A 25,485-nucleotide genomic window follows, 5' to 3' on the forward strand; every position below is an offset into this window, starting at 1 on the left:
TGAGATAATGTCGGCAGTGTACATGGAAGGACGCCATCGCGATGCGGATCGCCACCCAGCACCGCCTTGATGCCGCCTGGCAGGCGCTGTGCCAGTGGCTGGGCGCCACGGTGCTGCCGGCGCAATGCGCGCTGTGCGGCATCGGCTGCTCGCAAGTGCTTTGCCCACCCTGCCGCACGCAATACCTGGGATACATCCGGCCCCGCTGCCGCCAGTGCGCCAATCCGCTCGCTGACGTGGCAACGCTGTGCGGACGCTGCCTGCACCAAAGGCCCGCGTATGACGCCACCGTCACGGCGTTTGATTATGCTGCGCCCGTCGACCAGTTGCTGCTGCAGCTGAAATTTGGCGCGCGCCTGGCGCTGGCGCCCCTGTTGGCAGAACTGCTGCATGTTGCCATTCAGCAACAACAAGCGTGGGAAGCGCCGCAACTGCTATGCCCCGTGCCGCTGGGCCCGGCCCGGCTGGCCCAGCGGGGCTTCAACCAGGCGCTGGAAATTGCCCGCCCGCTGGCGCGCCTGCTGGACGTACATTTGCAGCCCCGCCTGGCGCTGCGGGTGCGCGAAACTCGCGCGCAAAGCGGCGTGGCACCGCAGGAGCGGCAAGCCAACCTGGCGCACGCATTCGCCATCGCGCCGGAATGCGCGCCGTTATTGCAAGGATGCCATGTCGGCATCGTCGATGACGTGATGAGCAGCGGCCATACCGTCAACGCCCTGGCCGCCGCCTGCAAGCGCGCGGGAGCGGTGAAGGTCAGCATCCTGGTCGTGGCGCGCACGCCGCCGCATTGAATTCGCTATATATTAGATACAGATAGACCCAAGGAGAGCATTTTGTTTCACGTTGTTTTGGTAGAACCTGAAATCCCGCCCAACACGGGCAACATCATCCGCCTGTGCGCCAACACGGGCGCACAGCTGCACCTGGTCGAACCGCTGGGCTTTCCGCTCGACGATGCCAAGATGAAGCGCGCCGGCCTCGATTACCACGATTACGCGAAGATGAAGGTGCACAAGAATTGGGCAGCATTCCTGGCCGACACCCAGCCCGACCCGGCGCGCATGTTCGCCATGACCACGCGCGGCTCGCGCCCGTTCGGCGACGTGGCCTTCTTGCCGGGCGACGTGTTCGTGTTCGGTTCGGAAACAAAAGGCCTGGATCCGGCCCTGCGCGACGGCTTTCCGGCCGAGCAGCGCATCCGCCTGCCGATGCGCCCCGACAACCGCAGTCTGAATTTGTCGAATACGGTGGCCGTCGTCGTGTATGAAGCGTGGCGCCAGCATGGATATCAGGGTGGAGCTTAACTAACGCTGCGCTATCTGCGGTGCGGCGTCGCCCGCATCCAGCATCACCAGCTGCGTGCGCAGGTCACGCGTGGCGGCCAGCTTGCCGTTCACGTACAGATTCGTCTTGACGCCATATACGCCCTGCGACACGCCGGCCGGCAAGGTCAGCTCGAACGAGTTTTCAAAGCGCCCGCCCGATTTGTTGCTGCTGGCCAGGGCTTTCGAGCCGGACTTGAACGGCTGGCCTTGCGGGTCGAGCACCACCAGTTCCTCGCGCACGTCGTTGACGCTTTGCGCGCTGCCATTGACCAGCTCCACCACCGAATGCACCTTGAACGGCTGGCCGCGCTTGACGGTCGACGCGCTCAGCTGTGGCGTGTACGACACAACTTGCGGCTCGCGCGGCAGCGCGCCGCGCGCGCGGATGTAGTCGCGGTCCGCCTGCGCCGCCGTCTTGGTCTGGCGCGAATTGACATTAATCGCCAGGCAACCGGCCGCCGCCAGGCCGCCGCCGATGGCCGCGCCCTTCAGCGCGCCATTCTTGCCGCCCGCCAGCGCGCCCAGCAGCGCCCCCACGGCCGCACCAGCTGCGGCCGTCGTGCCCACGCTGCACGGGTCTTCATCCGTGGCCGCCTGGACGCCGCCTTGCGGATAGGAACTGTCCTGGCGCACGCCGTTCGGGTTCATCGGCGCCGTGGCGCAGCCGGCCAGCATGGCCGCGATGGTCAGCGCAGCAGCCGCGCGCAAGGTGGTGTGATTCAGCATGATGCCCCCTGATAACTAATTGATCGTCGTTTCCGTCTGCAGCACTTGCCGTTCGCGTTCGCGGATGCGGCGCGACAGATTGTCGATGCGCGCATTGCCCGGATCGACGCGGCGTGCGCTTTCCAGATACGTCTTGGCCGCATCGAACTTGCCTTCCAGCAACGACCGCTCGGCATCGCGCAAGAACGATTGCGCCATTTCGCTGCGCATGGCCGCGCCGCTATCGGCGGGCGCCGTTTCCAGCGGACGGCGTTCGGCCACCGCTGAACGTTCGACCGCGCGCGCAGGCGCCGGTTCCGTTGGCACGACGCGGACCGGTGCCGTTTCCACTGGCGCCGCTGCTGAAACAGGCGCAGGCGCAGGCGCCGCCGACAACGCCTGCACGTCGGCCTTCAACTGCGGCAATTCTTGCGCTTCGCGGTCGATCGCTTCCAGCCTGGCAATGCCATTCCTTGCCGCCGTGGCATCCTTGCCGTCCAGCGCCTGGCGCACGCCTACCAGCACGGACGCGGCTGCCGCCTGCTGGCGCACCAGTTGCTTGCGCAAGGATGCCACGCTGGATGCGCCCGCGCAATCGGCGTCGAGCGCGGCAATGCCCCTGGCCGCGCTCTGCAATTGGTGACCATCGATATTGCGCTCGATGGCGCGCACGCCGCGCTGGCAACTGCCCGATGCGGCACCGGCCTTGCTGATCGCCGCCTGCAAATCGTCCGCCTTGGCGCTGGACTTGCCCGTGCATACATTTTTCGCCGTCGCCAGCTTCTGCCGGGCGCCGTCCAGGCTGCCATTCGCTACCAACTTGAGGCCGCTATCGATGGCGTCATTGCAAGCCGCATCGTTCTTGCCGCCCGGCTTGCCATTCATGTAGACGATGACGACCGCCAGCACGGCAAGGCCGCCCAGCCAGCGCAGCCACTTGCGTGGCGGTGACGGCGGCACCGGTGCGGCCGGGGCTGGCGCCGGGGCAGGTACAGGCTTCGGCGCGGCTTGCGGCTGCGGCTGCGGCTGCGGCTGCGCCGGTTTCGGCGGTGCTTTCGGCGCAGGCGCCGGTGTCACCGGCATGGGCGGCGGCTTGGGCGCCACGGGCGGCGCTACTGGCATAGGCACGGGCACGGGCACGGGCACGGGCACGGGCGGCAGCGGCGGCGGCACGGCCGCCGCTGGCCGGGCAGCGCCAGCCACGGTGTGACCGCAGTACGGGCAATGGCTGACAGCGGTCCACAGGCCGCCCTGACATTTGATGCAGATATCCAAAACTAATCCTTCATTCCAACGTCATTCCAGTGTTCACAGGGGCGGCGGCATCAACGGTGGCGGCGCGCTGAGGAACAAAGGCGCCAGCTCGGCGAACTGGGCCAGATCGACCCAGGCCGGCAAACCGGCACGCCACACCTTGGTGGTGCTTGGTGCGACCTGCCCCGCCTGCACATACTGCACGATCTGCTGGGCCGTGAACGGTCCCTGCTGCTGGCCACTAATGCCCAGGAAATACTGGTGCTCCACCAGCGGCGGCGGCATGCCGCCCAGCGGTGGCGGCGCCATGCCGAAGACCGGTGCCACAGGGGCAGCCGGCGCGCCGGCCGGGCGCAGCAATTGCTCCAGGCGCCCCGCTTCCAGCATTTCTGGCTTGATCGAATATTTCAGGCGCGGCTGGCCGTCCGCTTCCGGCTCGCGCACTTCCCAGTCGTAGGCATCGCTGTCGGAGTCGCCGATGACATTCGCCCATTCCTTCAGGCGGCCCAGCAAGGCTTGCACCGTGCGGTCGAGCTCATCGCTGGCCATGCCTTTGCGGCGTGCAGAATCACGCAAACGCGTGCCCACTTCGGCGGAAATGGCGCTGCCAAAGCCGATATACGGCAGCTGCGAGCCATCGGCCTGCGCCACCAGCTTGGGTGCATACACGCCCCGTTCATAGTATTTTGCCAGCGCCGCCAGGGCCGCCGTCTGCACGGCATCAAGCGCAGCGAGTTTTTCCTCGATGCGCAGGGCGATATTTTTCTCGTACGAGGCCGGCATGCCGTTCTGGCGGATGGCCCGTTCGTTGCCGATGCGGCGCAAGTCGCCCGGTTCGACGGCAAACTGGTACTGGCCCGGCGGCACGACCCGGCCCGTGTGGCGCGTCAGCACGCCCAGCATGATCGCTTGCAGGAATTCGCCGAAATCCTCCGCCAGGCGCTTCATCTCGTCCGTATTGGGCGCGATCGGGTGCGTGAATTGCGTTGGATCAATATGCGTGTGGGTCGGCGCCTTGTCGTTGTCGCCTTCCTTGCGGTAGCTGGTGCGCCAGCCTTCCAGGCCGCGCAGCACCGTCATCGGCACGCCGGCCAGTTCGCAATAGCAGACGGCGCGCCCGCGGATGCCCGTCTCGACGATTTCCAGCTGGCTCACCGTGATGCCCACCTGGGTCGGCACGCACGATTCGAGCTCGGCGCCGAATTTCGCCTTGAAGGCGGCCGCGTTGGCCACGCCGATCACGCACTTGAACTGGTCCGACACGACCGTGAAGTCGCCCGCCATGTTGGCGTCGATCCATGGCATGGAGCAGGCCAGCAGCTTGCGGAAGCGGTCCAGGCGTTCGGACACATCCATCTGTTCCAGCGCTTCGAACAGGGGGTCAGGCGTGCTCGTCGCCCCTTCCACCAGGCCCGCCGTGGCGATCATGTTCTCGGCCATGCGCGTGACCTTGGCCAGGATCAAGCCACGTTGCGCCGGTTCGCCCAGCATGGGAAACAGCGCTTTCGAGCCGCCCATGTCCTTGAACGCTTCATCGGCCCACTGGCGCAAGGTGGCTGCCGATGGCAACGCAATGTCTTTTTCCGTGACGGGAATGACGATCAGAGTCGCATGTTCCTTGTCCAGGTCCTTTTGCAAAATCGTATTGGCCGTTTTCAATTCCGCCAGCATGGCCAGCACGCCTTCGCGGCCCGTTTGCAGCTCGCCCACCAGGCCATTCCACTGCGCGCGGCCTTGCGCATCGACGCCGACCCGGTTGCCCAGCCAGCGCGACAGTTCGCCCAGCAGGATGACGGACTCGTCCGCCGCCTTGGCGCGCAAGTGGAATTTCAGCGCGTTCGCCATTTCCGTGCGCAAATGGTCCATCACCACGCCGGCCTGCTTTTCGCCATTGCTGAGGAAGCCGAAGGTGCTGCGCGTCTGTTCCAGATTGTTCAGCAGGCGCTCATATTCACGCGAACGCACGGCTTCCTTGATTTCGCGGTAGCGCTCGGCATTGTTGCCGATCTGCGCCGTCAAGCCGCTGCCAGGCGCCTCGATGCGGTCCTTGATCTGCTCCACCAGCGACAGCACGTACTCCAGGCCGCCGAACTCTTTATTATCAAGATAGCCATACAGCTGGTCGCGCACGACTTTCTTGACGTCGTCGAGCACTTCGCGGCGGCGCTTGCTGATGCGGTCTTCCGTCGTATCAGCCGTGGAATCCTGGTCGCGCACGGCGTCGCGTTCCAGATGTTTCATGGCATCGCGCACCTGCGCCGGCCATTCGCTGCGGTCGAAACCCGTGCGGATATCGTTGATGCGCGTATTGACCCGGTTTTCCACGCCAGCCAGCAAGTGGCCGTGGCGGTCTTCCAGCAATTCGTCGACGACACGGAAATCGATGAAGTCGCCGCTGGAGCGCTTCAATTCGATGCTCTTGTCGGAAAACTCGGGGAAATCGCTGAACGGAGTGCCCTTCAGGAACATATTAGCGGCCAGAAAATTGTCGCGCTGCGTATCGGTGGCGCGGTTGGCGCCCGCATCCGTGCCGCCCACGCCAAAGAACGCTTGCAGCATGGCGCCGGCCCAGCGGTGGGCCCGCTCGTCGCGCGCCGCTTCCTGGCGCGTATCGAGCACGGCCATGCCGAACGAAGAAAAGCGCTTCGAGAAATACAGGCGCATGTCGCCGAAGCGGTCTTGCGGCACGGGCGCGTTGTACAGGGAATTCTTGTGCTGCGCCTGGTTGACGGCGATCGAGCGCTTGGCGCGCGCAAAGTCGGCCGAGGCGAAATCCTCGAACAGCGAGTCAGCCACCATGTGGTACACGTCGCTGACTTCCTTGGTGTGCTGCTGGGCAAGATTACCCGAATCGATCAGGTAAACCTCGCTGTACGGCTCGCGCGTCAGTTCCGGCCGGTCATACGCATCCCAGCGGCCCACATAGCCCTTGTTGCCCATCATCGCCGATTCCAGCTCCATCAGCGCCGCATAGCCGTTGGCCTCAACCCTGTCCTTGTTGGCCTTGGTGTAGCCGGTCGGCAAGAACAGCATCAGCTCGACGTCGGCCGCGCCCACTTCGCTGCGCGCCAGCCAGCGCGCCAGCAAGCCCATGTCGAGGAAGGAACCGGAACCCGTGCCACCGGCGACGGAGCCGACGATGACGATGCGGAAACGGTTCGTTTCCATGCGCAAACCCAGTTCGGCCAGTTGGCGCTCGTGCGACAGGCCCGCCTTCAGTGCTTTCAACTTCAAGCGGATCTTGTCGCGGATCTTTGCGTACTTGTCGAAGAAATACAGGCGCGACACGGCACGGATCTGGCCGGCGCCACTGCTCATGTCGAAACGCAGTTCGCGGATGCGCTGCGGTGTCAGCGGCAGCCATTCCTTGATGTGCGGATATTTCTCCAGAGAGTCTTCATCGCGGCTGTACTTGTCCATGTCGAACGATTCGACCACCTTGTCATCATCCGTGAACTTCACCTGGTCGAACTGCAAGTCCTTCGCCTGCGATTCGCCGCTCTCGATCACGGCGCCATTGTCCAGGTCGAAATGGATGAATTGCGCGATGGGAAAGTCGGCCAAGCCCTCGATGCGCGTGCGCTTGCCCGCGCCGCCCCACAGGGTGTTGAGGATGCGCCGGCGCACGCGCATCAGCACCTGCATGCCCGTGCCGCCGATGCCGATGAACAGGGTCGGGCGCAGTTCGATGATCTTGTCCTGCTTGCGCTCGCTGGCGCCGCCGGGGATGGTTTGGTTCAGGTTCTCTGCCATGGTGATTCCTTCGATGATGCGTACGACGGCGTGCGGCTTAGCGGCGGCTCGATGTAAAGGTCAACAGTAACGCAACCAGGCCCACCAGCACCAGCGGTCCCATGAACAGTGGCGCGAGGAATTTATGCGCGTTCACGGCGGCCAGCACGACGCCGGTCGCCAGGCTGGCCAGGAAGATGAACAGCCACCAGCCCGAGGCATTGGCCTTGTTCGGCGGCACGCGCTTGGCCACCAGGCCATTCGCATAGGCATTCTTGGCAAAGAAAAAGGCGATGAACAGCAGCAACAGCACCACGCCGCCGACCAGGGTATCGCGCGATGAGGTATCGGTGGTGCCGGCGGCATCCAACGCGGGCGCCGGTTCGGTCGTGGCCGTGGTGGCGGCACCAGCCGCGGCGGGCGGTGCCGACGCCGGGGCCGATACCGGGGCCGGCAAAGTGAAACCTGCGTTGTCTTTTGGAGTGTCTTGCGCCATGGTATGCCTCTGATGGGTTTGAATAGTTTGAAAAAAAATACTTGTCAGGCCAGGCTCAGCGTATGACCTTCGGCCACGCGCACGATGGCCGGCTGGCCCAGGCCCCGCTTGAGTTCGCCAATGTCGCGGCCGTCATCATCGCGGATCTGCACGCTCTTGAATGGTTTTAATAACACTTGCCGCTGCACGCCGTCGGCCATCACCTTGTAGCGCGTGGCACGCGTGCCAAGCAGCCCCAGCGCCAGCAGACCCAGCACCAGCGCCAGCACGCCGCCCAGTATCACCAGCACGGGCAGCAGCGGATACTGTATGCGCACCAGCAATGGGATCGTCGCCTGCGAGGCGTGCACGCTGTCGGGCGGCGTGAACATGCTTGAGATCGGGTCGCCGGGGAAGAGTTCCTGCAAATCCTTGCCAAAACTGGATGCCAGCGTCAGCCGCTGTTCCGACAGGCCCACCTGCGCCTGCATCGGCAACATCACCTGCTTTCCCATGGCGGCGATCGCCTGCGCCGACCAGGGCGACGCAATCTGCGCCATCGGCAGCGCGAACTGCACTTGCACGGACTGGCTGGCACCCGGCTGCAGCTGGCGAATTTGATCCGGCGCGACGTGCAGGGGCGCGTTCTGGCCGGCCAGGCTGGCATGCACTTTGGCGCTGTCGATCACGTACGGGAAAAACATGTTTTGCAAGGACGCCTGCAGTACCACTTGCGGCACCAGATTGGCCGCATCGACGTCGAGCACGATGGTACGCCCGTCGCGGCCCAGGCTGGCATGCACATTGGTGCTGTTTTTGACGGACTGGGGCACGATGCGCACGGCATCCTGGTCCACCGGTTTCAGGCGCGCGGGCGGACGCGTCAGCACTTGCGACAAGCGGCCTTCGGCCAGGATGCGGTTCAGGGCGTCAGAGGCCGGCTGGCCATACGCGAGCGCGTACACCATCAAACCCTTGGCACTGTACAGCTTGCCCTGCACGGGCATGCGCAGCGGAAACACCAAGGTCTTGGTGATTGACGGTTCCAGATGCAGCAAGCGGTAAAAGTCGCGGTTGCGCTCGGCCGTCTGGCTGTCGTTGTTCGGGCTGTTCTTGTTATTGGTAAAGATCCACACGATGCCGGACGCGGACTGGAACGGGCCCGTGATGGTCTTGGTCACGGCTTCCTGGAAATCCGTGTCGGCCAGCGCGCCACCGGCGCTCTTGCGCGCCAGGCCCAGACTGGCCAGCTGGCCAGCCACGCCGCCGGCGCCCTGTCCCTGCCCGATCAGTGCGGGCGACACATTGCTGCCGCTGCTCTGGCTGAACGCCAGGGTATAGACTTTATCGGAAGGGCTCGTGGCGGCCTGCGCCACGGCGCCCACCAGGGCTTTCAGTTGCGAGTGTTCATCCGTGTAGAACGGCTCCATCCAGCCCGAATTTTGCACCAGAAACGCTTGCTGGATGCCGGCCGCGTGCGCTGCGGCAGCGCTGAACAACGCGGCGCAGGCCACGATCAGTGAGCGCGCCTTCATGTCTGCAAGGCCCAGCCATCGATGCGCGACAGCAGCGGGTGGTAGGCCCACAGCGTGCGTTCATGGATAAACAGGCGTACGCGCCACGGCTCGCTAACGGCAAAGGTATGAAACACGGTTTCGCGCAATTCATCGTCCTGCACCAGCTGGGCCGCCAGGCGATCGTTCGAGCGCAGCACGCTCGACAGGCCGGCGCTGGTGGCAAACTTCACGCCAAAAACGCTGTTGCCAGCATTCGATTCCAGCAGCGGCATGACAGCCTGGTTCTTGCCGCCATCGTCGCCGTGTTCGGGCTCTTCCCACGGCGCCGTTTTCAGCTTGGTGGCGAAGCGGTAATTGAAGCTGCCCGAACACAGACGCGGCGCCAGCGCATCGGCTTTCTCCACCTGGCCGCCCAGTTTCACATACACATAGGTGCCGCGGCGGCTTTCAAAGCACAGCTGCCACAGGCCACCGTCGCGCGACAGGTAGGGGCTGCCGAATTCGAAGTGCGGCACCAGCCCTTCCGGCCAGGGCGTAAACGAAGCGGCCACGTTGCCGTCCGGCTGCAGCTGCAAGCGCAGCTGGCCGTTGGCGCAGGGCCACACGGCCATGCGGTTGTAGGCTACGGGCGCGCTGACGGCGCCCAGTTCCACAACGCCGTCGAGCAGCACGTCGCTGCCCGGCTTTTGTTGCGCGTCAAGGTTGACGAAGCGGATGCGGCCATCGTCGTCGCGCAGCGGCGCCCACAGGCGGTTCTGGAACCAGACGGGCGCGGCCGCGCACGGCGCGTTGCCCACATGCTCGACCACGTAGGAAAGCGAAGGCACATCCGGACGGATGCAGGCCAGGCCGTGGCTGGTCGGCAAGACCAGCACGCTGTTGAACTCCGACACCAGCTCGGCGCGCCAGGCACCGTGGGCCAGGTCCGATTCGGCCAGCAAGCTGCCATAGTCGGGGTCCAGCGCCAGCCAGCGTTTCGAGGCGGGCAGCCAGGCGTGCAAGACCGCTTTGCGCGGGTCGAGCGCCAGCAGCGCGGCGGCGCTGGTGCCGAACCGGGCGGAAAAAAACTCATACTCGCCCGGCGGCGGCATGGGCAGCGAGGCGTCGGCCTGCGCATGCTCTTCGCGCGCGCGCTGGTCGGCCAGTTTCAGGGGCACACTGGCCTGGCGCAAGCCGGCCGCGCCAGCCGGTGGCACATCGCTGACGGGATGCGCGCCGTAGGGCGGCACCCAGGGCGGCGTGACGCTCGTGTCGGGCGGCATTTGCAAGGCAGCGCCCGAGGCGGGGTCGAACGAGAATTCAGGCGGAAACTGCCGCACGGGTACGCCGGCGGCAGCAGGCAGGCGCCGCGCGTGCATCAGCAGGCCGATATCGGCAGGGCTCAGCAAAGGCGAGACGTTCTGGCCATCCGCGCTGCGCTGCATGGTCCATGCGCCATCGTCATCGACGTACCAGACGCCGGAGGGCACTGCCCAATCCCCAGAAGTTTTAAGATCCATGTATTTTCTATGACAAGCAATGCATATCAGATGGTGTAACGTGTGCTGGGGCTGACGCAACGAGGTCGCAACCCTGGCAGTTCTCATAGTAACGTCTTTTTATCTATATGAAAACATTGACGGCGTGCCTCAGCCCTGCTGCGTCCGCACTTTCGTCAACAGCTTGGTAGTCGAGCGGTCGTGTGCGAAATCGATGGCCACGGCCTGGCCGCCATACGCCAGCACGGCCTGCCCTTCGGGAATGGCCGCCATATCGTAGTCGCCGCCCTTGGCATAGATTTCCGGCGCGATCTCCTGCACCACGGCCAAAGCGCTGTCTTCCGAGAACGGCACCACCAGGCTCACCGCTTCCAGTGCGGCCAGCACGGCCATGCGGTCTTCGCAGCTGTTCAGGGGACGGTCGTCGCCCTTGCCCAGGCGTTTCACAGAGGCATCGGTATTCACGGCCACCACCAGCGAGGCGCCCAGCGCGCGCGCCTGCGCCAGATAGGTCACATGGCCGCGGTGCAAAATGTCGAACACGCCATTCGTCACTACCACCGGTTTCGGCAGGGCTGCGGCACGCGCACGCAGTTCGTCACGGCTGCACAGTTTGTTTTCAAAATCAGGCATGGATATCTCTTGTTGGGTTAAATACGGTCACAGCCCGGCGTGGCTGTCGCCTTGCATGCCGCCGCCAGCACCGGCAGCCCTCTGCCTTCGCTGTCCGGCCCCGCATTATAGGGGGCGATCCGCTACAATACGCCATCGGCGCCACAGTTTCACGTTTGCGCCACCTTTCATTCATTGCAAGTAAGCACTTCCTGTGTTTCAATCAAACTATGACACTGACTGAACTGAAATATATCGTTGCAGTCGCGCGAGCGAAGCACTTCGGCCACGCCGCCGAAGCTTGCTTCGTTGCCCAGCCCACCCTGTCAGTGGCCATCAAGAAACTCGAAGACGAACTGGGCGTGGTCCTGTTCGAACGGGGCGGCGCGGAAATCTCCGTCACGCCCCTGGGCGCGCAGATCATCGCGCAAGCCGAACGCGTGCTGGAACAGACGGCCGCCATCAAGGAACTCGCCAAGCAAAACAAGGACCCGCTGGCCGGCCCCCTGCGCCTGGGCGTGATCTACACGATCGGCCCCTATCTGCTGCCGCCCCTGGTCAAGGCCATGATAGACCAGGTGCCGCAAATGCCTTTGATCTTGCAGGAAAACTTCACGGTTCGCCTGCTCGAATTGCTGCGCCAGGGCGAACTGGACGTGGCCATCATGGCCCTGCCCCTGCCCGACCACGGTATGGCCATGCAGGAACTGTATGACGAACCGTTCGTCGTCGCCATGCCGCGCCAGCATCCGTGGACGGCGCGCGCGCGGATTGCCGCGCAAGATTTAAAATCGGAAACCATGCTACTGCTGGGCAATGGCCACTGCTTCCGCGACCAGGTGCTGGAAGTGTGCCCCGAAATGGCGCGTTTTTCCTCGCCCGGCAACGGCATGCAACGCACGTTTGAAGGTTCCTCACTGGAAACCATCCGCCACATGGTAGCCAGCGGCATCGGCCTGACGGTCTTGCCGCGCGCCTCCGTGTCCAATATGCATGCGACCGAAGGCATGCTCGCATACCGGCCATTCGCCGAACCCGTGCCTTCGCGCAGAGTGGTGATGCTCTGGCGCAAGAGTTTTACGCGCAAGGCCGCCATCGATGCCCTGTGCGCGGCCATCGCCAGCTGCGACTTGCCCGGCATTACCCCCTTGTGCGAAGAGGCAGCCTAGCGGCCAGGCGTCAAAATAGTACATTTGCATACTATTTGCGATAATCGACCTTTCTCTTCCACAAGATCGAGTCTTCCATGAACAAGCTGGCGCTGTATTTCCGCCTGATACGGCTGGACAAGCCTATCGGTACCGTATTGCTGCTGTGGCCAACCCTGTGCGCGCTATGGCTGGCGCAGCAGGGCGTGCCGGACTGGCGGCTGCTGCTCATCTTCACCCTCGGCACTTTCCTGATGCGCTCGGCTGGCTGCGCCATCAACGACTACGCCGACCAGGATATCGACAAATTCGTCAAGCGCACGCTGGACCGCCCCATCACCAGCGGGCGCATCAGCGGCAAGGAAGCGCTGGCCGTGGCCGGCGTGCTCACCGTGCTGGCCTTTTGCCTGATCCTGCCCTTGAATGCGCTGACCAAGCAGCTGTCGGTGGCCGCCGTCATCATCGCCGGCACCTATCCCTACTTCAAGCGCTTCTTTGCCATCCCGCAAGCGTATCTGGGCATCGCCTTCGGTTTCGGCATTCCCATGGGCTTTGCCGCCATCACGGATAGCGTACCCGTCGTTGCCTGGCTGCTGCTGCTGGGCAATGTCTTCTGGGCCGTGGCCTACGATACGGAATACGCGATGGTCGACCGCGACGACGACTTAAAAATCGGCATCAAGACGTCGGCCATCACGTTTGGCCGCTACGACGTGGCCATCATCATGCTGTGCTATGCCGCTTTCCTGCTGCTGTGGCTAGCCTGCGGCTGGTACCTGGGCTTGCGTTACTGGTTCGTCGCGGGCCTGGTAGTTGCGGCCGGCTGCGCCGTTTACCACTACACCCTGATCCGCGCACGCGAGCGTATGCCGTGTTTTGCGGCGTTCCGGCATAATAACTGGCTAGGAGCAGCGGTGTTTGCGGGCGTGGTGCTGGACTTTGCTTTCCGTTAAGCAATGATCCTTGCGCAGCAGCAGCCCTTGAGGCGGCGCAAGACTAGCCTGTCCGCTGCTGCCTACACTGGTATTTCACTGTGCAGTTTCACTTCCATGAGGTAATACATGAGCTCGATACATACCGGAAAATCCAGCAGCGACAGCATCCTCGCCGACGCCGACAAGGCCCGCGACAAACTGGTCGGCGACCTGAAAACCGTCATCAATGAAGCGGAAGGCTGGCTCGATGGCGCCAAGGATCAAACGGGCGAGAATATCAAAGCCGTCAAGGACAAGTTCATCGCCACCCTGGAAACGGCCAAGAAAGACTTGATCAAGCTGGAAGAAGACTTGCTCGAACGTACCAAGAAGGCGGCCAAGGCCACCGACGAATACGTGCAGGATAATCCATGGAAAGCCGTGGGCGCGGGCGCCGTCGTCGGCGTGCTGTTCGGCCTGCTGCTCTCCTCGTCACGCCGCTAGGTAGTATTGACGGCGTGGGCCGTCTCCTGACGCGAAAGGCAACATATGGCTATCGTGCACCATGTCGCCCAAGTCGCAGCGACCCTCGCCGCCATCGTCCAGACCCGTCTGGCCCTGGCGGCCGTGGAAATGGAAGAAGAGTCGCTGCGCTTCCTGTCCTATCTGGCGCTGGCCATGCTGGCACTGCTGTGCCTGTTTGTCGGCCTGGTGCTGCTGGTCTTCCTCGTCATCGTGCTGTTCTGGGACACGCACCGCATCGCCGCCATCGCTGTCACGGCCGCCGTCTTCATCGCTGCCGCCCTCGCCACCCTGCTGGGCGTGCGCGCCAGTTTCCGCAGCAAGCCGAAACTGCTGTCCTTCACACTTTCCGAACTGAACAAAGACCTGGACGAGCTGCAACTGCTGGCCCGCCGGGAATCGGAGCGGCCATGACCACGCATCCCACCAAACTGTCGCATGTGCACACGGCCGCCAGCCTGGCGCAGCGGCGCGACGCGCTGCTGGCCGAATGCGCGCTGCAGCGCCTGGCCCTGGGCGTGCAGACGCGCCAGTTGCTGGAACCGTTGACGGGCGGCAATCTGCGCCACACCCTGGCCACGCGCTTTAAAGTTCCCCTGATGGTAGGCGGCGCCGTGCTGGGCCTGCTGCTCGTGCGCCCGCGCCGCGTCCTGCCGCTGTTGCGGGCCAGCGGAGCGCTGCTCAAGCACGCCACGGCCGCCATACCCGTCGCGCTGGCGCTGGCGCAGCGTTTCAGCAAGAAAGACACGCCGCCTTAGAATATTTTTACCTGGCTGCATCCAAATGGCTGGCCCATGCGTAGTAATGGTATCAACCAACCGGTTGAGCCAACTACCAGGAGTTCGTCATGCTTGCCTTCACCGCCCCACGCCACGCCATTCCCGCCCTTACTGTGCTGGGCGCCGCCCTGCTGCTGAGCGCCTGCGCCCCCATGAGCGCCCGCTATTCGCAGGAACAATTGCCGAACGCCGTCAAGGTGCCCGATGGCCATCAAGTCGCCATGCAAACGGTGGGCGTGGGCAAGATCGCCTATGAATGCAAGGCGAAAAAAGATAGCACAGGCCATGAATGGGTCTTCGTGGGCCCGGACGCGGCCTTGAACGACCGCAACGGCATGCAAGTGGGCACGTATGTGGGACCGCCTGCCACCTGGGCCAGCCTGGACGGCTCGAAAGTGACGGCGACGCAAGTGGCCGTGGCGCCGGCCGGCGCGGGCAATATCCCGCATCAGCTGGTAAAAGCCAACCCGGCCACGGGCAGCGGCGCCATGCAGGGCGTCAGCTACATCCAGCGCGTGGCCACCAGCGGCGGCGTGGCGCCAAGCAGCCCCTGCGGCATGGAGAGCATCGGCGCCAAACAGTGGGTGCCCTACCAGGCCGACTACATCTTCTGGAAAGCTGCATAAAACACCTATCAAAACCTACTGCGCGTCGGGATAGGCGGCCTGCGATGCTCACCGGCTCGGCGCCCCCGTACTGAGTACGGTTGCGCTTCTTAGCCACCTCTCCCTTCCGCTCGCTACGGTTTTGTTAGGCGTTGTGAAACAGGAAAACAACGGTAGAAATTCGGGTTTCTGGCCTATACTCGGCATTGAAAACTTGCTAACCGTCAACTCCAAACGACTGCGGACACCTTGCCAGCCCAAGCCGCCCCTTACGATTACGATGCCGCCCTGCGCGCCTGCGCCAGGGGCGAGCAGCAGGCATTGCACGGCCTGTACCAGCAGGAAAGCCGCTACCTGCTGGGCGTGGCCCTGCGCATCGTGCGCCAGCGGGCACTGGCCGAAGACGTGCTGCACGACGCCTTCCTGAACATCTGGCGCCGCGCCGGCAGTTTCGACGCCACGCGCGGCAGCGGCAAGGGCTGGATCTATGTGGTGGTGCGGCACCAGGCGCTGAACGTGGCGCGCGCCCGCGCCCATGAAGTATCGGCCGACGAGGATAGCGTGGAAACCCTGCTGCACCAACGCCACGGCGACGACGCCGGTGATGCCTACGCCCTGCAAGCGAACATGGGCAAGCTGCACGATTGCCTCGGGCACCTGGACGAACCCAAGCGCAATAGCATCCTGTATGCCTATGTCGATGGCTGTTCCCACAGCGAAATCGCGCAGCGCCTGCAAGCGCCGCTGGGTACCGTCAAAGCCTGGGTCAAGCGGGGCCTGGCCGCCTTGCGGGAGTGCATGGGATGATGAGTAGCGACGATCAATTGCAACGACTGGCCAGCGAGTATGTGCTGGGCACATTGGGGCTGGCCGAGCGCGCGGAAGTGGAACAGCGCTTGCCGCGCGAAGAAGCCTTGCGCGACGCCGTCGCTGGCTGGGAACAGCGCTTGCTGCCACTGACGACCCTGGCGCCGCCTGAAACGCCGTCCGCCCAGCTGTGGCCGCGCATCAGCGCCAGCCTGTTTACGCCGAACACCGTGCGGCAGGCGGGCGGCTGGCAGGCGTGGTGGAACAGCCTGGCCTTCTGGAGAATGCTGGCCGGCGGCGGCTTGGCAGCCACGGCCGCGCTGGCCGTGCTGGTCACCTTGCAACTGCAAGCGCCCAGCGGACCCGGCTATCTGGTGGTGCTGGTCGCGCCGCAAGACAAGTCGCCGGGCTGGATCGTGCAGGCAGGCGGACGCGGCGGCCAGAACCGCGACCTGCGCCTGATCCCGCTGGGGCCGACCGCCGTACCGCAGCAAAAAGCCCTGCAATTCTGGACCAAGGGCAAGGACTGGGGCGCGCCCGTCTCGCTGGGCCTGGTCAAGCCGGGGCAAAGCCTCAAGTTGACCCTGGATAAGCTGCCGCCGCTGCAGCCCGATCAACTGTTTGAAATCACGCTGGAACCGGAAACGGGTTCACCCACGGGCCGGCCGACGGGGCCAGTGCTTTACATTGGCCGCGCCGTCAAAGTGATCTAGTTACTTGGCAAGTTCGTCCCCCATCTCGCGGCCCCGTTGCGCGGCCGCCTTGATGCCCTTGACGATGGCCGCCTTCACGCCGCTCTCTTCCATGCTGGTGAGCGCCGCATACGTCGTGCCGCCCTTCGACGTGACGCGCTCGCGCAGCAGCGACACGGGTTCGCTGGAGTTCGCCGCCAGTTGCGCGGCACCCGTAAAGGTGGCAATCGCCAGCTGCGTACCCTGCTCGGGCGTCAAGCCCAGTTCGGCGGCCGCCTGCTGCATCGCTTCGATAAAGTAAAACACATAGGCAGGGCCGCTGCCGGACACGGCCGTGACGGGGTCGATCTTGGCTTCGTCGTCGAGCCAGACGGTCTGGCCGACGGCGCGCAGGATGGCGTCTGCCGTCTTTTTCTGTTCTTCGCTGACGCCGCTGCTGGCCACCATGCCCGTGATACCCATGCCGATCAGGGCCGGCGTGTTCGGCATGCAGCGCACGATGGCGCGGTAGTCACCGAGCCAACGCGACAGGTCTTGCGCGCGGATGCCGGCAGCGATCGACAGGATCAATGGCGCCCGCTCCCCGTCGAGGAAGGGCAGCAATTGCGCCGCCACTTCGCGCATGCTTTGCGGTTTCACGGCCAGCACGATCACGTCCACGCCGCGCAGCGCCTCATCCGCAAGCAGCGCCGTGGTGACGCCGAATTGCGCCTGCAACTTTTCCAGCGCCGGCGCATGCGGGTCGATCACGTGGATGTTGCCGCCCAGCGTCAGCTTGCCCGCCAGGCCGGCGATCAGGGCCGCGGCCATATTGCCGCCGCCCACAAATGCGATATTCAATTCTGTCGTCATGGCTGTGCTTTCAAAAAAATCAGGAATAGTGTCGGGAACCGAAGATGGCACTGCCCACGCGCACGATGGTGGCGCCTTCCAGCACGGCGGCACGCAAGTCGGCCGACATGCCCATCGACAAGGTATCGAGCGCCAGGCCGTCGGCCTTCAATTGTTCGTACAGCACGCGCAATTGCGCAAAGGCCCGGCGCTGGAGGGCGACATCCGTTTCCGGCTCGGGAATCGCCATCAGGCCGCGCAAACGCAGGCGGGGCAGCTGCGCCACGGCGCGCGCCAGCGCCGGCAAGTCAGCCGGTGTCACGCCGCTCTTGCTGGCTTCGCCGCTGATATTGACTTGCAGACAGATATTCAAGTCCGGCAAGCCGGCCGGGCGCTGCTCGGACAGGCGCGCGGCGATCTTTTCCCGTTCCACCGTGTGCACCCAATCAAAATGTTCGGCGATGGGGCGCGTCTTGTTGCTCTGGATGGGGCCGATGAAATGCCAGACGGGACCACCTTGCGGCAGCGCAAGCTGGACTGCGGCGATCTTGTCGAGCGCTTCCTGCAGATAGTTTTCGCCAAACGCAGCCTGGCCCGCGCGCATGGCGGCCAGCACGGCATCCGCGCCGAAGGTCTTCGAGACGGCCAGCAGGGTCACGTCGGCCGGCGCACGCTGCGCGTCAGCGGCGGCCTGCGCAATACTGTCGCGCACGGCTTGCAAGTTCTGTTCGATTGTGGACATAATCATTTTCTAGTGTATAGGGGCGGCGGCACAGTGCGCCAGCCCATCAATGCAGGCACAGGGATTATAAATGGACATCTCCGAATTACTCGCTTTCTCCGTCAGCAACAAGGCTTCCGACCTGCACCTGTCTTCCGGCCTGCCGCCGATGATACGCGTCCATGGCGACGTGCGCCGCCTGAACGTGGCCCCGCTCGAGCACAAAGAAGTGCACAGCATGATCTACGACATCATGAACGACAGCCAGCGCAAGGCCTATGAAGAAGCGCTGGAATGCGATTTCTCGTTCGAGATTCCCGGCCTGGCCCGCTTCCGCGTCAACGCCTACAACCAGGAACGGGGCGCTTCGGCCGTGCTGCGCACGATTCCGTCGAAAGTGCTGACCCTGGAAGAACTCAACGCGCCGCGCATCTTCGGCGAACTGGCCATGCGCCCGCGCGGCCTCGTGCTGGTGACGGGTCCGACGGGCTCCGGTAAATCGACCACCCTGGCGGCGATGGTGAACCACGTCAACGAACGCCTGAACCACCACATTCTGACCATCGAAGACCCGATCGAATTCGTGCATGAGCCAAAAAAATGCCTGATCAACCAGCGCGAGGTGGGCTCGCACACGCATTCGTTCAGCAACGCGCTGCGCTCGGCCCTGCGCGAGGACCCGGACGTGATTTTAGTGGGTGAATTGCGCGACCTGGAAACCATCCGCCTGGCGCTGACGGCGGCCGAAACGGGCCACCTGGTGTTCGGCACCCTGCATACGTCGTCGGCGGCGAAATCGATCGACCGCATCATCGACGTCTTCCCCGCCGAGGAAAAGGAAATGGTGCGCGCCATGCTGTCCGAATCCTTGCAAGCCGTCATTTCGCAAAACTTGCTCAAGACCAAGGACGGCAGCGGCCGCGTGGCCGCGCATGAAATCATGCTGGCCACGCCGGCCGTGCGCAACCTGATCCGCGAAGCAAAAGTGGCGCAAATGTATTCGGCCATCCAGACGGGCAGCAATGTGGGCATGCAGACGCTGGACCAGTGCCTCTCCGACCTGGTGCGACGCGGCACGATCTCGGCGGAGACGGCCCGCGCGGCCGCCAAAGCCCCTGAAAACTTCCCCGGATAAGCCCATGCAGACGACGCACGAACACTATGGCGCCATGCACGCGCTGCTGGCGCAGATGCGCGCACGGGGCGGCTCAGACCTGTTCATCACGGCAGGCTTTCCGCCCGCCATCAAGCTCGACGGCAAGCTGACGCCGCTGGCGGGCGACGCGCTCGACGCGCAGCAAGCGGCCGGCTACGTGCGCGCCGTCATGAACGCGCGCCAGGCGGCCGAGTTCGCGTCCAGCCGCGAAGCCAATTTCGCCATCAGCCCGGACGGACTCGGGCGCTTCCGCGTGTCCGCCTTCGTGCAGATGGGCCAGGCAGGCATGGTCTTGCGATTGATCAATACCGCCATCCCCAGCCTGGATGGACTGGGCTTACCCGCCATCCTGCAAGACATCGTGATGAGCAAGCGGGGCCTCGTCATCATGGTGGGCGCCACGGGCTGCGGCAAGTCGACCACCCTGGCGGCCATGGTGGGCCACCGCAATGCGCACAGCCATGGCCACATCATCACCATCGAAGACCCGGTGGAATTCATCCATCCGCACGGCAACTGCATCGTCACCCAGCGCGAAGTGGGCGTCGACACGGACGACTGGGCCACAGCCCTGAAAAACACCCTGCGCCAGGCGCCAGACGTGATCCAGATCGGCGAAATCCGCGACCGCGACACCATGGACCACGCCATCGCGTTTGCCGAAACGGGGCACTTGTGCCTGGCAACCCTGCACGCGAACAACGCCAACCAGGCGCTGGACCGCATCATCAATTTCTTCCCCGAAGAGCGGCGCCAGCAACTGCTGATGGATCTGTCGCTCAATTTGAAGGGCATGATTTCGCAGCGTCTGATCCCCAACAAGGAAGGTGGCGGGCGCAAGGCGGCGCTGGAAATCCTGCTCAATTCACCGCTGATGAGCGACCTGATCTTCAAGGGCCAGGTGCACGAAATCAAGGAGTTGATGAAAAAATCGCGCGAGCATGGCATGCAGACTTTCGACCAGGCCCTGTTCGACCTGCACGAAGCGGGTGCCATCAGCCTTGAAGACGCGCTGCGCAATGCGGACTCCGTCAACGACCTGCGCCTGGCGATCAAACTCAAGGGCGCAACGGCGCCGGAACCGGCCCCGCAAACGGGCACCACCAAACTGGGACTCCTCTGACATGAGCAGCATTCACGATTTCCAGGCCGAGGCGCTGGACGGCACGCCGACCGACCTGGCGCGCTACAAGGGCAAGGTATTACTGATCGTCAATACGGCCAGCGCCTGCGGCTTTACGCCGCAATACGAGGGCCTGGAAGCGCTGTACCGCGAATTCCAGGACCAGGGCCTGGTCGTGCTGGGCTTTCCCTGCAATCAATTCCGCCAGCAGGAACCGGGGCCGAACGGGGAAATCAAAGCTTTTTGCGAGAAAAACTTCGGCGTCACCTTTCCCCTGTTTGCCAAGATCGACGTGAATGGCCCGCATACCCATCCCCTGTTTGCGCAATTAAAACAGGCGGCGCCCGGCATATTCGGCACGCAGTCGATCAAATGGAATTTCACCAAGTTCTTGGTGCGCAAGGATGGCAGTGTATTTCGCCGCTACGCCACGGCCAGCAAACCGGCCAGCCTGGCGGCTGACATACGGCAATTACTACAGGAATAGCGATTCGACGGTTTGATTAAAAACAATAATTGATGCAATCAATCAATCCGTATTTTATTTCATGCCTGATATCAATATTGTGTTTCCAATAGCAAATTTCGGTGATAATGTTTGCATAATTATTCATAGATATCGATCAAAAAAAAGATGCCAGTCTTTGGGAAATTAATATCTTCATGGATGCGGATGGGCATTTATTCCCGCCTGTTTATTCCTATTTTCTTCCTGATACTCGCCGTTTCCGCTATCCGTTATCACGCCCTGCTCGGTACGGAAAGCGCGCTGGCCAATGCGCGCTACCAGAGCGATGCCCGGCAACTTGACCTGTTCCTGGCCAATAGCGTGCTGCCGCTGGCCGTGCGCGCGGACAGCCACACGATGCACGACAGCGTGCGCCAGGTGCTGCGCAGCGCCCTGCCGCTGAACCGCAGCCTCGCCTCCGTACGCTGGGATACGGCTGGCGGGCATCTCGAAGTGCTGGCCGACAAACCGCTGGCCGACAGCGTGGCGGCCACGGTGCCGGCGTGGTTCGCGCGCCAGGCCGGCATCACGGCCATCCGCAGCCGCCTGACGGTGGCGCTGCCGGACGGCGGCGACGCCATCCTCGACCTGCACTACACGCCCGGCCTGCCCCTGGCGCAGGTATGGCACAGGGTGCGCGAGCAGGCCGTCCTCAGCACCATCAACATCGTGCTGGTCTTCCTTCTTCTGGGCTTGATCCTGGCGTCGCACCGCAGGCTGCTGGCGCGGCTCGCGCAAGCAACCGACCGCTTCCGCGAAGGTAACTTCGCCGTGCGCCTGGCGGCTGGCGCCACGCCCGAAGCGCAAGCCGTGTCGCACTCATTCAACAGCATGGCCGGCGATATCGAAGAACTGTTGAAATCGCTGAAGACCAGCCAGCGCCAGCTGGGCGAACAGCTGAACGAAACCGTGCACATGCAGCAGGCGCTGCAAAAACTGTCTTGGCAAAACTACAATGATGTACTGACAGGCTTGCCTAACCGGGCCGCGCTGGCGGCCCGCTTCGAACAGGAACTGTTTCTGGCGCGCGAACGCCAGCGCCTGCTGGCCGTCTGCCTGTTCGACCTCGACCACTTCCAGGCCATCAACGACCGCTACGGCGCCGAGGCGGGCGATGAAATCCTCACGCAGGTGGCGGGCCGCCTGCACAGTTTTACGGGCCAGGTCCACTACGCGGCGCGCCTGGGCGGCGATGAATTCGTCATGCTGCTGTGCGGCCAGGCCAGCATCGCCAGCATCGAACAGAACGTTACGCAATTGATGCAGGAACTGAGCCGCCCCTACCAGTGCGACCAGCAGGCGCTGCATGTGACGGCCAGCGTCGGCATCGCCGTCTACGCGGGCAAGGACCTGAATACGGAAAGCCTGCTGCGCCACGCCGACCACGCCGTCTACCAGGCGAAATTGACGGGGCGCAACCAGTACCACTTCTTCGACACCAACCTCGATGAAGAAGTGCGCACGCACCACAACCAGCGCACGGAAGTGCGCCATGCCCTGATCAACGGCGAACTGCGGCTGTACTACCAGCCCAAGGTGAACATGCGCGCCGGCACGGTGGTGGGCATGGAAGCGCTGCTGCGCTGGCAGCATCCGCGCCGCGGCGTGCTGGCGCCCGCGCAATTCCTGCCGCTGGTGGAGCAGACGGACCTGATCATCGACATCGGCGAATGGGTGCTGCGCCAGGCCCTGTGGCAGATGCAGCGCTGGGTGGCTTGCGGCAAGCACTGGGTGGTCAGCGTGAATATCGCGGCACGCCACTTCCAGCAGCCGAACTTCATCTCGCGCCTGGAAACCATCCTCGGCGAATTTCCCGGCGTGCGCGCCAGCATGCTGGAACTGGAAATCCTCGAATCGTCTGCCCTGCACGACATCGAGGACGTGCGCCGTATCATCCGCGCCTGCCAGGCGCTGGGCATCACGTTTGCGCTCGACGATTTCGGCACCGGCTACTCGTCGATGTCGTATTTAAAGCGCCTGCCGGCGAACATCGTCAAGATCGACCAGAGCTTCGTGCGCAATATGCTCAACGACCGCGACGACCTGCACCTGGTGCGCGCCGTCATCGGCCTGGCCCGTTCATTTTCCCTGACGGTGATCGCCGAAGGCGTGGAAAGCGTCGAGCATGGCGCGCGCCTGATCCAGCTGGGCTGCGACCTGGCGCAAGGCTACGGCATCGCCCGCCCCATGCCGGCCGACGCCGTGCTGGAGTGGGCTGCCAACTTCGTGCCGGCACCGCAGTGGCGTATAGCCCAGTACAGCGAGATATCTATTTGACGGGCGTCAAAGCTGAATCAATCAACTCGATCCAGTGCCGCACGGGGGTCTCCGTGCCCGATTGCAGGTGGCTCAGGCAGCCGATATTGGCCGACACGATCATCTCCGGTTCGCACGCTTCCAGGTTCGCCACCTTGTTGTCGCGCAGCTGCTGCGACAATGCCGGCTGCAAGATCGAATACGTGCCCGCCGAACCGCAGCACAGATGGCTGTCGGCGCACAAGCGCACGTCGACGCCGACGGCGCGCAGCACCTGCTCCACCTTGCCGCGTACCTGCTGGCCATGCTGCAGGGTGCATGGCGGGTGATACGCCACTTTTTTCAGTATGCGCCCCTTCAGCTGCGCCACCAGCTCCGCTTCGAAGGCCGGCATGATCTCGGACAAGTCGCGCGTCAGTGCGGCGATGCGCCGCGCCTTCTCCGCATAATGGGCGTCGTGTGCCAGCAGGTGGCCATATTCCTTCACCGTGGCGCCGCAGCCGGACGCCGTCATGACGATGGCTTCGGCACTTTCCACGTATGGCCACCAGGCGTCGATATTGCGGCGCATGTCGTCCAGCGCCGCTTCCTGGTCGTTCAGGTGATGGCGCAGCGCACCGCAGCAGCCGGCCTTCGGCGCGACGATCAATTGCACGCCCAGCGCATCGAGCACGCGCGCCGTGGCCGCGTTGATGTTCGGCGACATGGCCGGCTGCACGCAGCCGTCGAGCAGCAGCATGGTGCGCGCGTGCTGGCGCGCGGGCCATACACCGGCAGCGGCGCCAGGGCGCAATTTATCCTGCAAACTTTTTGACAGCAAGGGCCGCAGCGCCTGACCCGCCTTGAACACGGGCGTAAACAGCCAGCGGCGCGGCAAGGCTTCCTTCAAGGCGAAGCGCAAGGCCCGTTCGCGCAAGGGGCGCTGCACGCGCTGCTCGACGACGTTGCGGCCGATATCGACCAGGCGTCCGTACTGCACGCCCGAAGGACAGGTGGACTCGCAATTGCGGCAAGTCAGACAGCGGTCCAGGTGCGTCTGCGTCTTGGCGGTGACGGGCGCGCCTTCAAGCACTTGCTTGATCAGATAAATGCGTCCGCGCGGGCCATCGAGTTCGTCGCCCAGCAGCTGGTAGGTGGGACAGGTGGCCGTGCAAAAGCCACAATGCACGCAGGCGCGCAGGATGGCTTCGGCTTCGTCGCCTGCCGGCGTATTCTTGATGAAATCGGCGAGATTGGTTTGCATGCGCGCTCAATACATTCTGTGCGGGTTGAAGATGCCGGCAGGGTCGAAAGCCTGCCGCAGGCGCTGGTGGATTTTTTCAACAGCCGGCGCCAGCGGGTGGAACACGCCCACCGCCTTGTCGCCGCCGCGGAACAGAGTGGCGTGGCCGCCGGCGGCAGCCACCGCCTGGCGAATGTGCCGGGCGCTATCGGCGTCGGCGTCGCCATCGAGCTTCAGCCAGCGCTGCGCGCCGCCCCACTCGATCAGCTGGCGCCCAGTCAGGATCATGGCGCTGGCATGCGGCGGCAGCGACAAGCGCCACAGGCTGCCCGCACCCGCAAAGAAAGCGTGCGTCTGCTCGCGCACGGCCAGCCAGAAGGCGGCCGCGTCCTGCGGTGCCAGCAGCTCGCCGCCCAGCGTGTGCAGGGCCGCCGACACGGCAGCTTCAGCGCCGGACAGGCGCACCGTCAGCACGCCGTCATGCCAGCAACTGGCGGAGATCGGCAGCGGCTTGCCCGCCCATTCATTGAGCATGCGCAAGGCGGCGATTTCCGCGCACGCCACGCGGAACGTCGCTTCGCGCAGCGGCAGGGGCAGCACCTTCAGCGACACTTCCAGGATCAGGCCCAATGTCCCCAGGGAGCCCGCCAGCAGGCGCGAGACATCGTAGCCGGCCACGTTCTTCATGACTTGCCCGCCGAAGGCCAGGCGCTCGCCATGACCATCCATCAGCACGGCGCCCAGCACAAAATCACGCAGCGCGCCCGCGCTGGCCCGGCGCGGGCCGGACAGCGCACTGGCGACGACGCCGCCCACCGTGGCGCCAGGACCGAAATGCGGCGGCTCGAAGGCCAGCATCTGGTTGCGCGCGGCCAGCGCCGCCTCGATGTCCGCCAGCGGCGTGCCGCAGCGGGCCGTGATCACCAGTTCCGTCGGTTCATAGTCGATGATGCCCGCATACGCGCGCGTGTCGAGTACCTCGCCGTCGAGCTGCTGGCCATACCAGTCCTTCGTGCCTCCGCCGCGCAGGCGTAAGGGCTTGCCCGCCGCGCTGGCGGCCAGTATCTGCTGCCTGAATTGTTCCACTATCGCTTGCAAAGGAG

General features: G+C 64.1%; 25 protein-coding genes. 14 read left to right on the forward strand and 11 right to left on the reverse strand.

Features of this window, described 5'->3' with window-relative positions:
- The first annotated feature begins 41 nt into the window (after positions 1–41).
- Entirely contained in the window at positions 42–791 is a 750-nt protein-coding gene (locus ACQ4WL_RS16895; RefSeq protein WP_436510776.1) for a double zinc ribbon domain-containing protein, read from the forward strand.
- Positions 792–833: 42 nt separating this feature from the next.
- The gene (gene trmL / locus ACQ4WL_RS16900) at positions 834–1,304 is read left to right on the forward strand and encodes a tRNA (uridine(34)/cytosine(34)/5-carboxymethylaminomethyluridine(34)-2'-O)-methyltransferase TrmL (protein WP_436510777.1); all 471 of its coding nucleotides are present in this window, start codon (positions 834–836) and stop codon (positions 1,302–1,304) included.
- Here the strand turns inward: trmL and ACQ4WL_RS16905 are convergent, their stop codons facing one another.
- The 7 genes from ACQ4WL_RS16905 to rfaE2 all read right to left on the reverse strand — a co-directional run bounded on the left by ACQ4WL_RS16905 (position 1,305) and on the right by rfaE2 (position 11,119).
- On the reverse strand, positions 1,305–2,051 hold the full coding sequence (locus tag ACQ4WL_RS16905; protein WP_436510778.1) for a hypothetical protein: 747 nt from the start codon (positions 2,049–2,051) through the stop codon (positions 1,305–1,307).
- A gap of 15 nt (positions 2,052–2,066) precedes the next feature.
- Positions 2,067–3,305 carry a hypothetical protein gene (locus ACQ4WL_RS16910; protein WP_436510779.1) on the reverse strand — a complete coding sequence of 413 codons (1,239 nt, stop codon included), beginning with the start codon at positions 3,303–3,305 and terminating at the stop codon, positions 2,067–2,069.
- A 33-nt stretch (positions 3,306–3,338) separates the two neighbouring features.
- Positions 3,339–7,037, reverse strand: coding sequence for a tubulin-like doman-containing protein (locus tag ACQ4WL_RS16915; protein ID WP_436510780.1), 3,699 nt, complete (start codon positions 7,035–7,037; stop codon positions 3,339–3,341).
- A gap of 37 nt (positions 7,038–7,074) precedes the next feature.
- Entirely contained in the window at positions 7,075–7,512 is a 438-nt protein-coding gene (locus ACQ4WL_RS16920; protein WP_436510781.1) for a hypothetical protein, read from the reverse strand.
- A 44-nt stretch (positions 7,513–7,556) separates the two neighbouring features.
- On the reverse strand, positions 7,557–9,026 hold the full coding sequence (locus ACQ4WL_RS16925; protein ID WP_436510782.1) for a hypothetical protein: 1,470 nt from the start codon (positions 9,024–9,026) through the stop codon (positions 7,557–7,559).
- Positions 9,023–10,477 carry a hypothetical protein gene (locus tag ACQ4WL_RS16930; RefSeq protein ID WP_436510783.1) on the reverse strand — a complete coding sequence of 485 codons (1,455 nt, stop codon included), beginning with the start codon at positions 10,475–10,477 and terminating at the stop codon, positions 9,023–9,025. The genes ACQ4WL_RS16925 and ACQ4WL_RS16930 overlap by 4 nt, the downstream gene beginning before the upstream one ends.
- A gap of 159 nt (positions 10,478–10,636) precedes the next feature.
- Complete coding sequence (gene rfaE2 / locus ACQ4WL_RS16935) at positions 10,637–11,119, reverse strand: D-glycero-beta-D-manno-heptose 1-phosphate adenylyltransferase (RefSeq protein WP_436510784.1); 483 nt, start codon at positions 11,117–11,119, stop codon at positions 10,637–10,639.
- A 209-nt stretch (positions 11,120–11,328) separates the two neighbouring features.
- On the opposite strand from rfaE2, the gene ACQ4WL_RS16940 reads away from it, so the two are divergent.
- The 8 genes from ACQ4WL_RS16940 (at position 11,329) to ACQ4WL_RS16975 (ending at position 16,586) form a co-directional block, all read left to right on the forward strand.
- A complete protein-coding gene (locus ACQ4WL_RS16940) occupies positions 11,329–12,267 on the forward strand; it encodes a hydrogen peroxide-inducible genes activator (RefSeq protein WP_436510785.1) in 939 nt (312 codons plus the stop codon).
- Between the two features lie 77 nt (positions 12,268–12,344).
- Positions 12,345–13,199, forward strand: a complete 855-nt coding sequence (gene ubiA / locus ACQ4WL_RS16945; protein WP_436510786.1) for a 4-hydroxybenzoate octaprenyltransferase — start codon at positions 12,345–12,347, stop codon at positions 13,197–13,199.
- 108 nt (positions 13,200–13,307) lie between these two features.
- The gene (locus tag ACQ4WL_RS16950; RefSeq protein WP_436476508.1) at positions 13,308–13,664 is read left to right on the forward strand and encodes an ElaB/YgaM/YqjD family protein; all 357 of its coding nucleotides are present in this window, start codon (positions 13,308–13,310) and stop codon (positions 13,662–13,664) included.
- Between the two features lie 45 nt (positions 13,665–13,709).
- A complete protein-coding gene (locus tag ACQ4WL_RS16955) occupies positions 13,710–14,096 on the forward strand; it encodes a phage holin family protein (RefSeq protein WP_289952289.1) in 387 nt (128 codons plus the stop codon).
- Positions 14,093–14,440 (forward strand): hypothetical protein, encoded by a 348-nt coding sequence (locus tag ACQ4WL_RS16960; RefSeq protein ID WP_436510787.1) that lies wholly within the window; start codon positions 14,093–14,095, stop codon positions 14,438–14,440. Before ACQ4WL_RS16955 ends, ACQ4WL_RS16960 begins: the two co-directional genes overlap by 4 nt.
- Before the next feature lie 89 nt (positions 14,441–14,529).
- Positions 14,530–15,087, forward strand: a complete 558-nt coding sequence (locus ACQ4WL_RS16965) for a DUF3455 domain-containing protein (protein ID WP_436510788.1) — start codon at positions 14,530–14,532, stop codon at positions 15,085–15,087.
- 228 nt (positions 15,088–15,315) lie between these two features.
- Positions 15,316–15,873 carry a sigma-70 family RNA polymerase sigma factor gene (locus ACQ4WL_RS16970; RefSeq protein WP_436510789.1) on the forward strand — a complete coding sequence of 186 codons (558 nt, stop codon included), beginning with the start codon at positions 15,316–15,318 and terminating at the stop codon, positions 15,871–15,873.
- Complete coding sequence (locus ACQ4WL_RS16975; protein ID WP_436510790.1) at positions 15,870–16,586, forward strand: anti-sigma factor; 717 nt, start codon at positions 15,870–15,872, stop codon at positions 16,584–16,586. The genes ACQ4WL_RS16970 and ACQ4WL_RS16975 overlap by 4 nt, the downstream gene beginning before the upstream one ends.
- Here ACQ4WL_RS16975 and proC read toward each other — a convergent pair whose 3' ends face one another.
- Both proC and ACQ4WL_RS16985 read right to left on the reverse strand, forming a co-directional pair.
- Entirely contained in the window at positions 16,587–17,417 is an 831-nt protein-coding gene (proC, locus tag ACQ4WL_RS16980) for a pyrroline-5-carboxylate reductase (protein ID WP_436510791.1), read from the reverse strand.
- 19 nt (positions 17,418–17,436) lie between these two features.
- A complete protein-coding gene (locus ACQ4WL_RS16985) occupies positions 17,437–18,138 on the reverse strand; it encodes a YggS family pyridoxal phosphate-dependent enzyme (RefSeq protein ID WP_436510792.1) in 702 nt (233 codons plus the stop codon).
- A gap of 70 nt (positions 18,139–18,208) precedes the next feature.
- On the opposite strand from ACQ4WL_RS16985, the gene ACQ4WL_RS16990 reads away from it, so the two are divergent.
- The 4 genes from ACQ4WL_RS16990 to ACQ4WL_RS17005 all read left to right on the forward strand — a co-directional run bounded on the left by ACQ4WL_RS16990 (position 18,209) and on the right by ACQ4WL_RS17005 (position 23,181).
- Positions 18,209–19,252 carry a type IV pilus twitching motility protein PilT gene (locus ACQ4WL_RS16990; protein WP_436510793.1) on the forward strand — a complete coding sequence of 348 codons (1,044 nt, stop codon included), beginning with the start codon at positions 18,209–18,211 and terminating at the stop codon, positions 19,250–19,252.
- 4 nt (positions 19,253–19,256) lie between these two features.
- A complete protein-coding gene (locus ACQ4WL_RS16995; protein WP_436510794.1) occupies positions 19,257–20,396 on the forward strand; it encodes a PilT/PilU family type 4a pilus ATPase in 1,140 nt (379 codons plus the stop codon).
- Position 20,397: 1 nt separating this feature from the next.
- On the forward strand, positions 20,398–20,883 hold the full coding sequence (locus tag ACQ4WL_RS17000) for a glutathione peroxidase (protein WP_436510795.1): 486 nt from the start codon (positions 20,398–20,400) through the stop codon (positions 20,881–20,883).
- A 186-nt stretch (positions 20,884–21,069) separates the two neighbouring features.
- Positions 21,070–23,181, forward strand: a complete 2,112-nt coding sequence (locus ACQ4WL_RS17005) for a putative bifunctional diguanylate cyclase/phosphodiesterase (RefSeq protein WP_436510796.1) — start codon at positions 21,070–21,072, stop codon at positions 23,179–23,181.
- Here ACQ4WL_RS17005 and glcF read toward each other — a convergent pair.
- Both glcF and glcE read right to left on the reverse strand, forming a co-directional pair.
- Positions 23,174–24,403 (reverse strand): glycolate oxidase subunit GlcF, encoded by a 1,230-nt coding sequence (glcF, locus tag ACQ4WL_RS17010; RefSeq protein ID WP_436510797.1) that lies wholly within the window; start codon positions 24,401–24,403, stop codon positions 23,174–23,176. The two genes, ACQ4WL_RS17005 and glcF, sit on opposite strands and share 8 nt — an antisense overlap.
- Before the next feature lie 6 nt (positions 24,404–24,409).
- On the reverse strand, positions 24,410–25,480 hold the full coding sequence (glcE, locus tag ACQ4WL_RS17015) for a glycolate oxidase subunit GlcE (RefSeq protein ID WP_436510798.1): 1,071 nt from the start codon (positions 25,478–25,480) through the stop codon (positions 24,410–24,412).
- Positions 25,481–25,485 lie beyond the last annotated feature (5 nt).

It is taken from the genome of Janthinobacterium kochi (genome assembly GCF_051380715.1).
Lineage (GTDB): Bacteria > Pseudomonadota > Gammaproteobacteria > Burkholderiales > Burkholderiaceae_D > Janthinobacterium.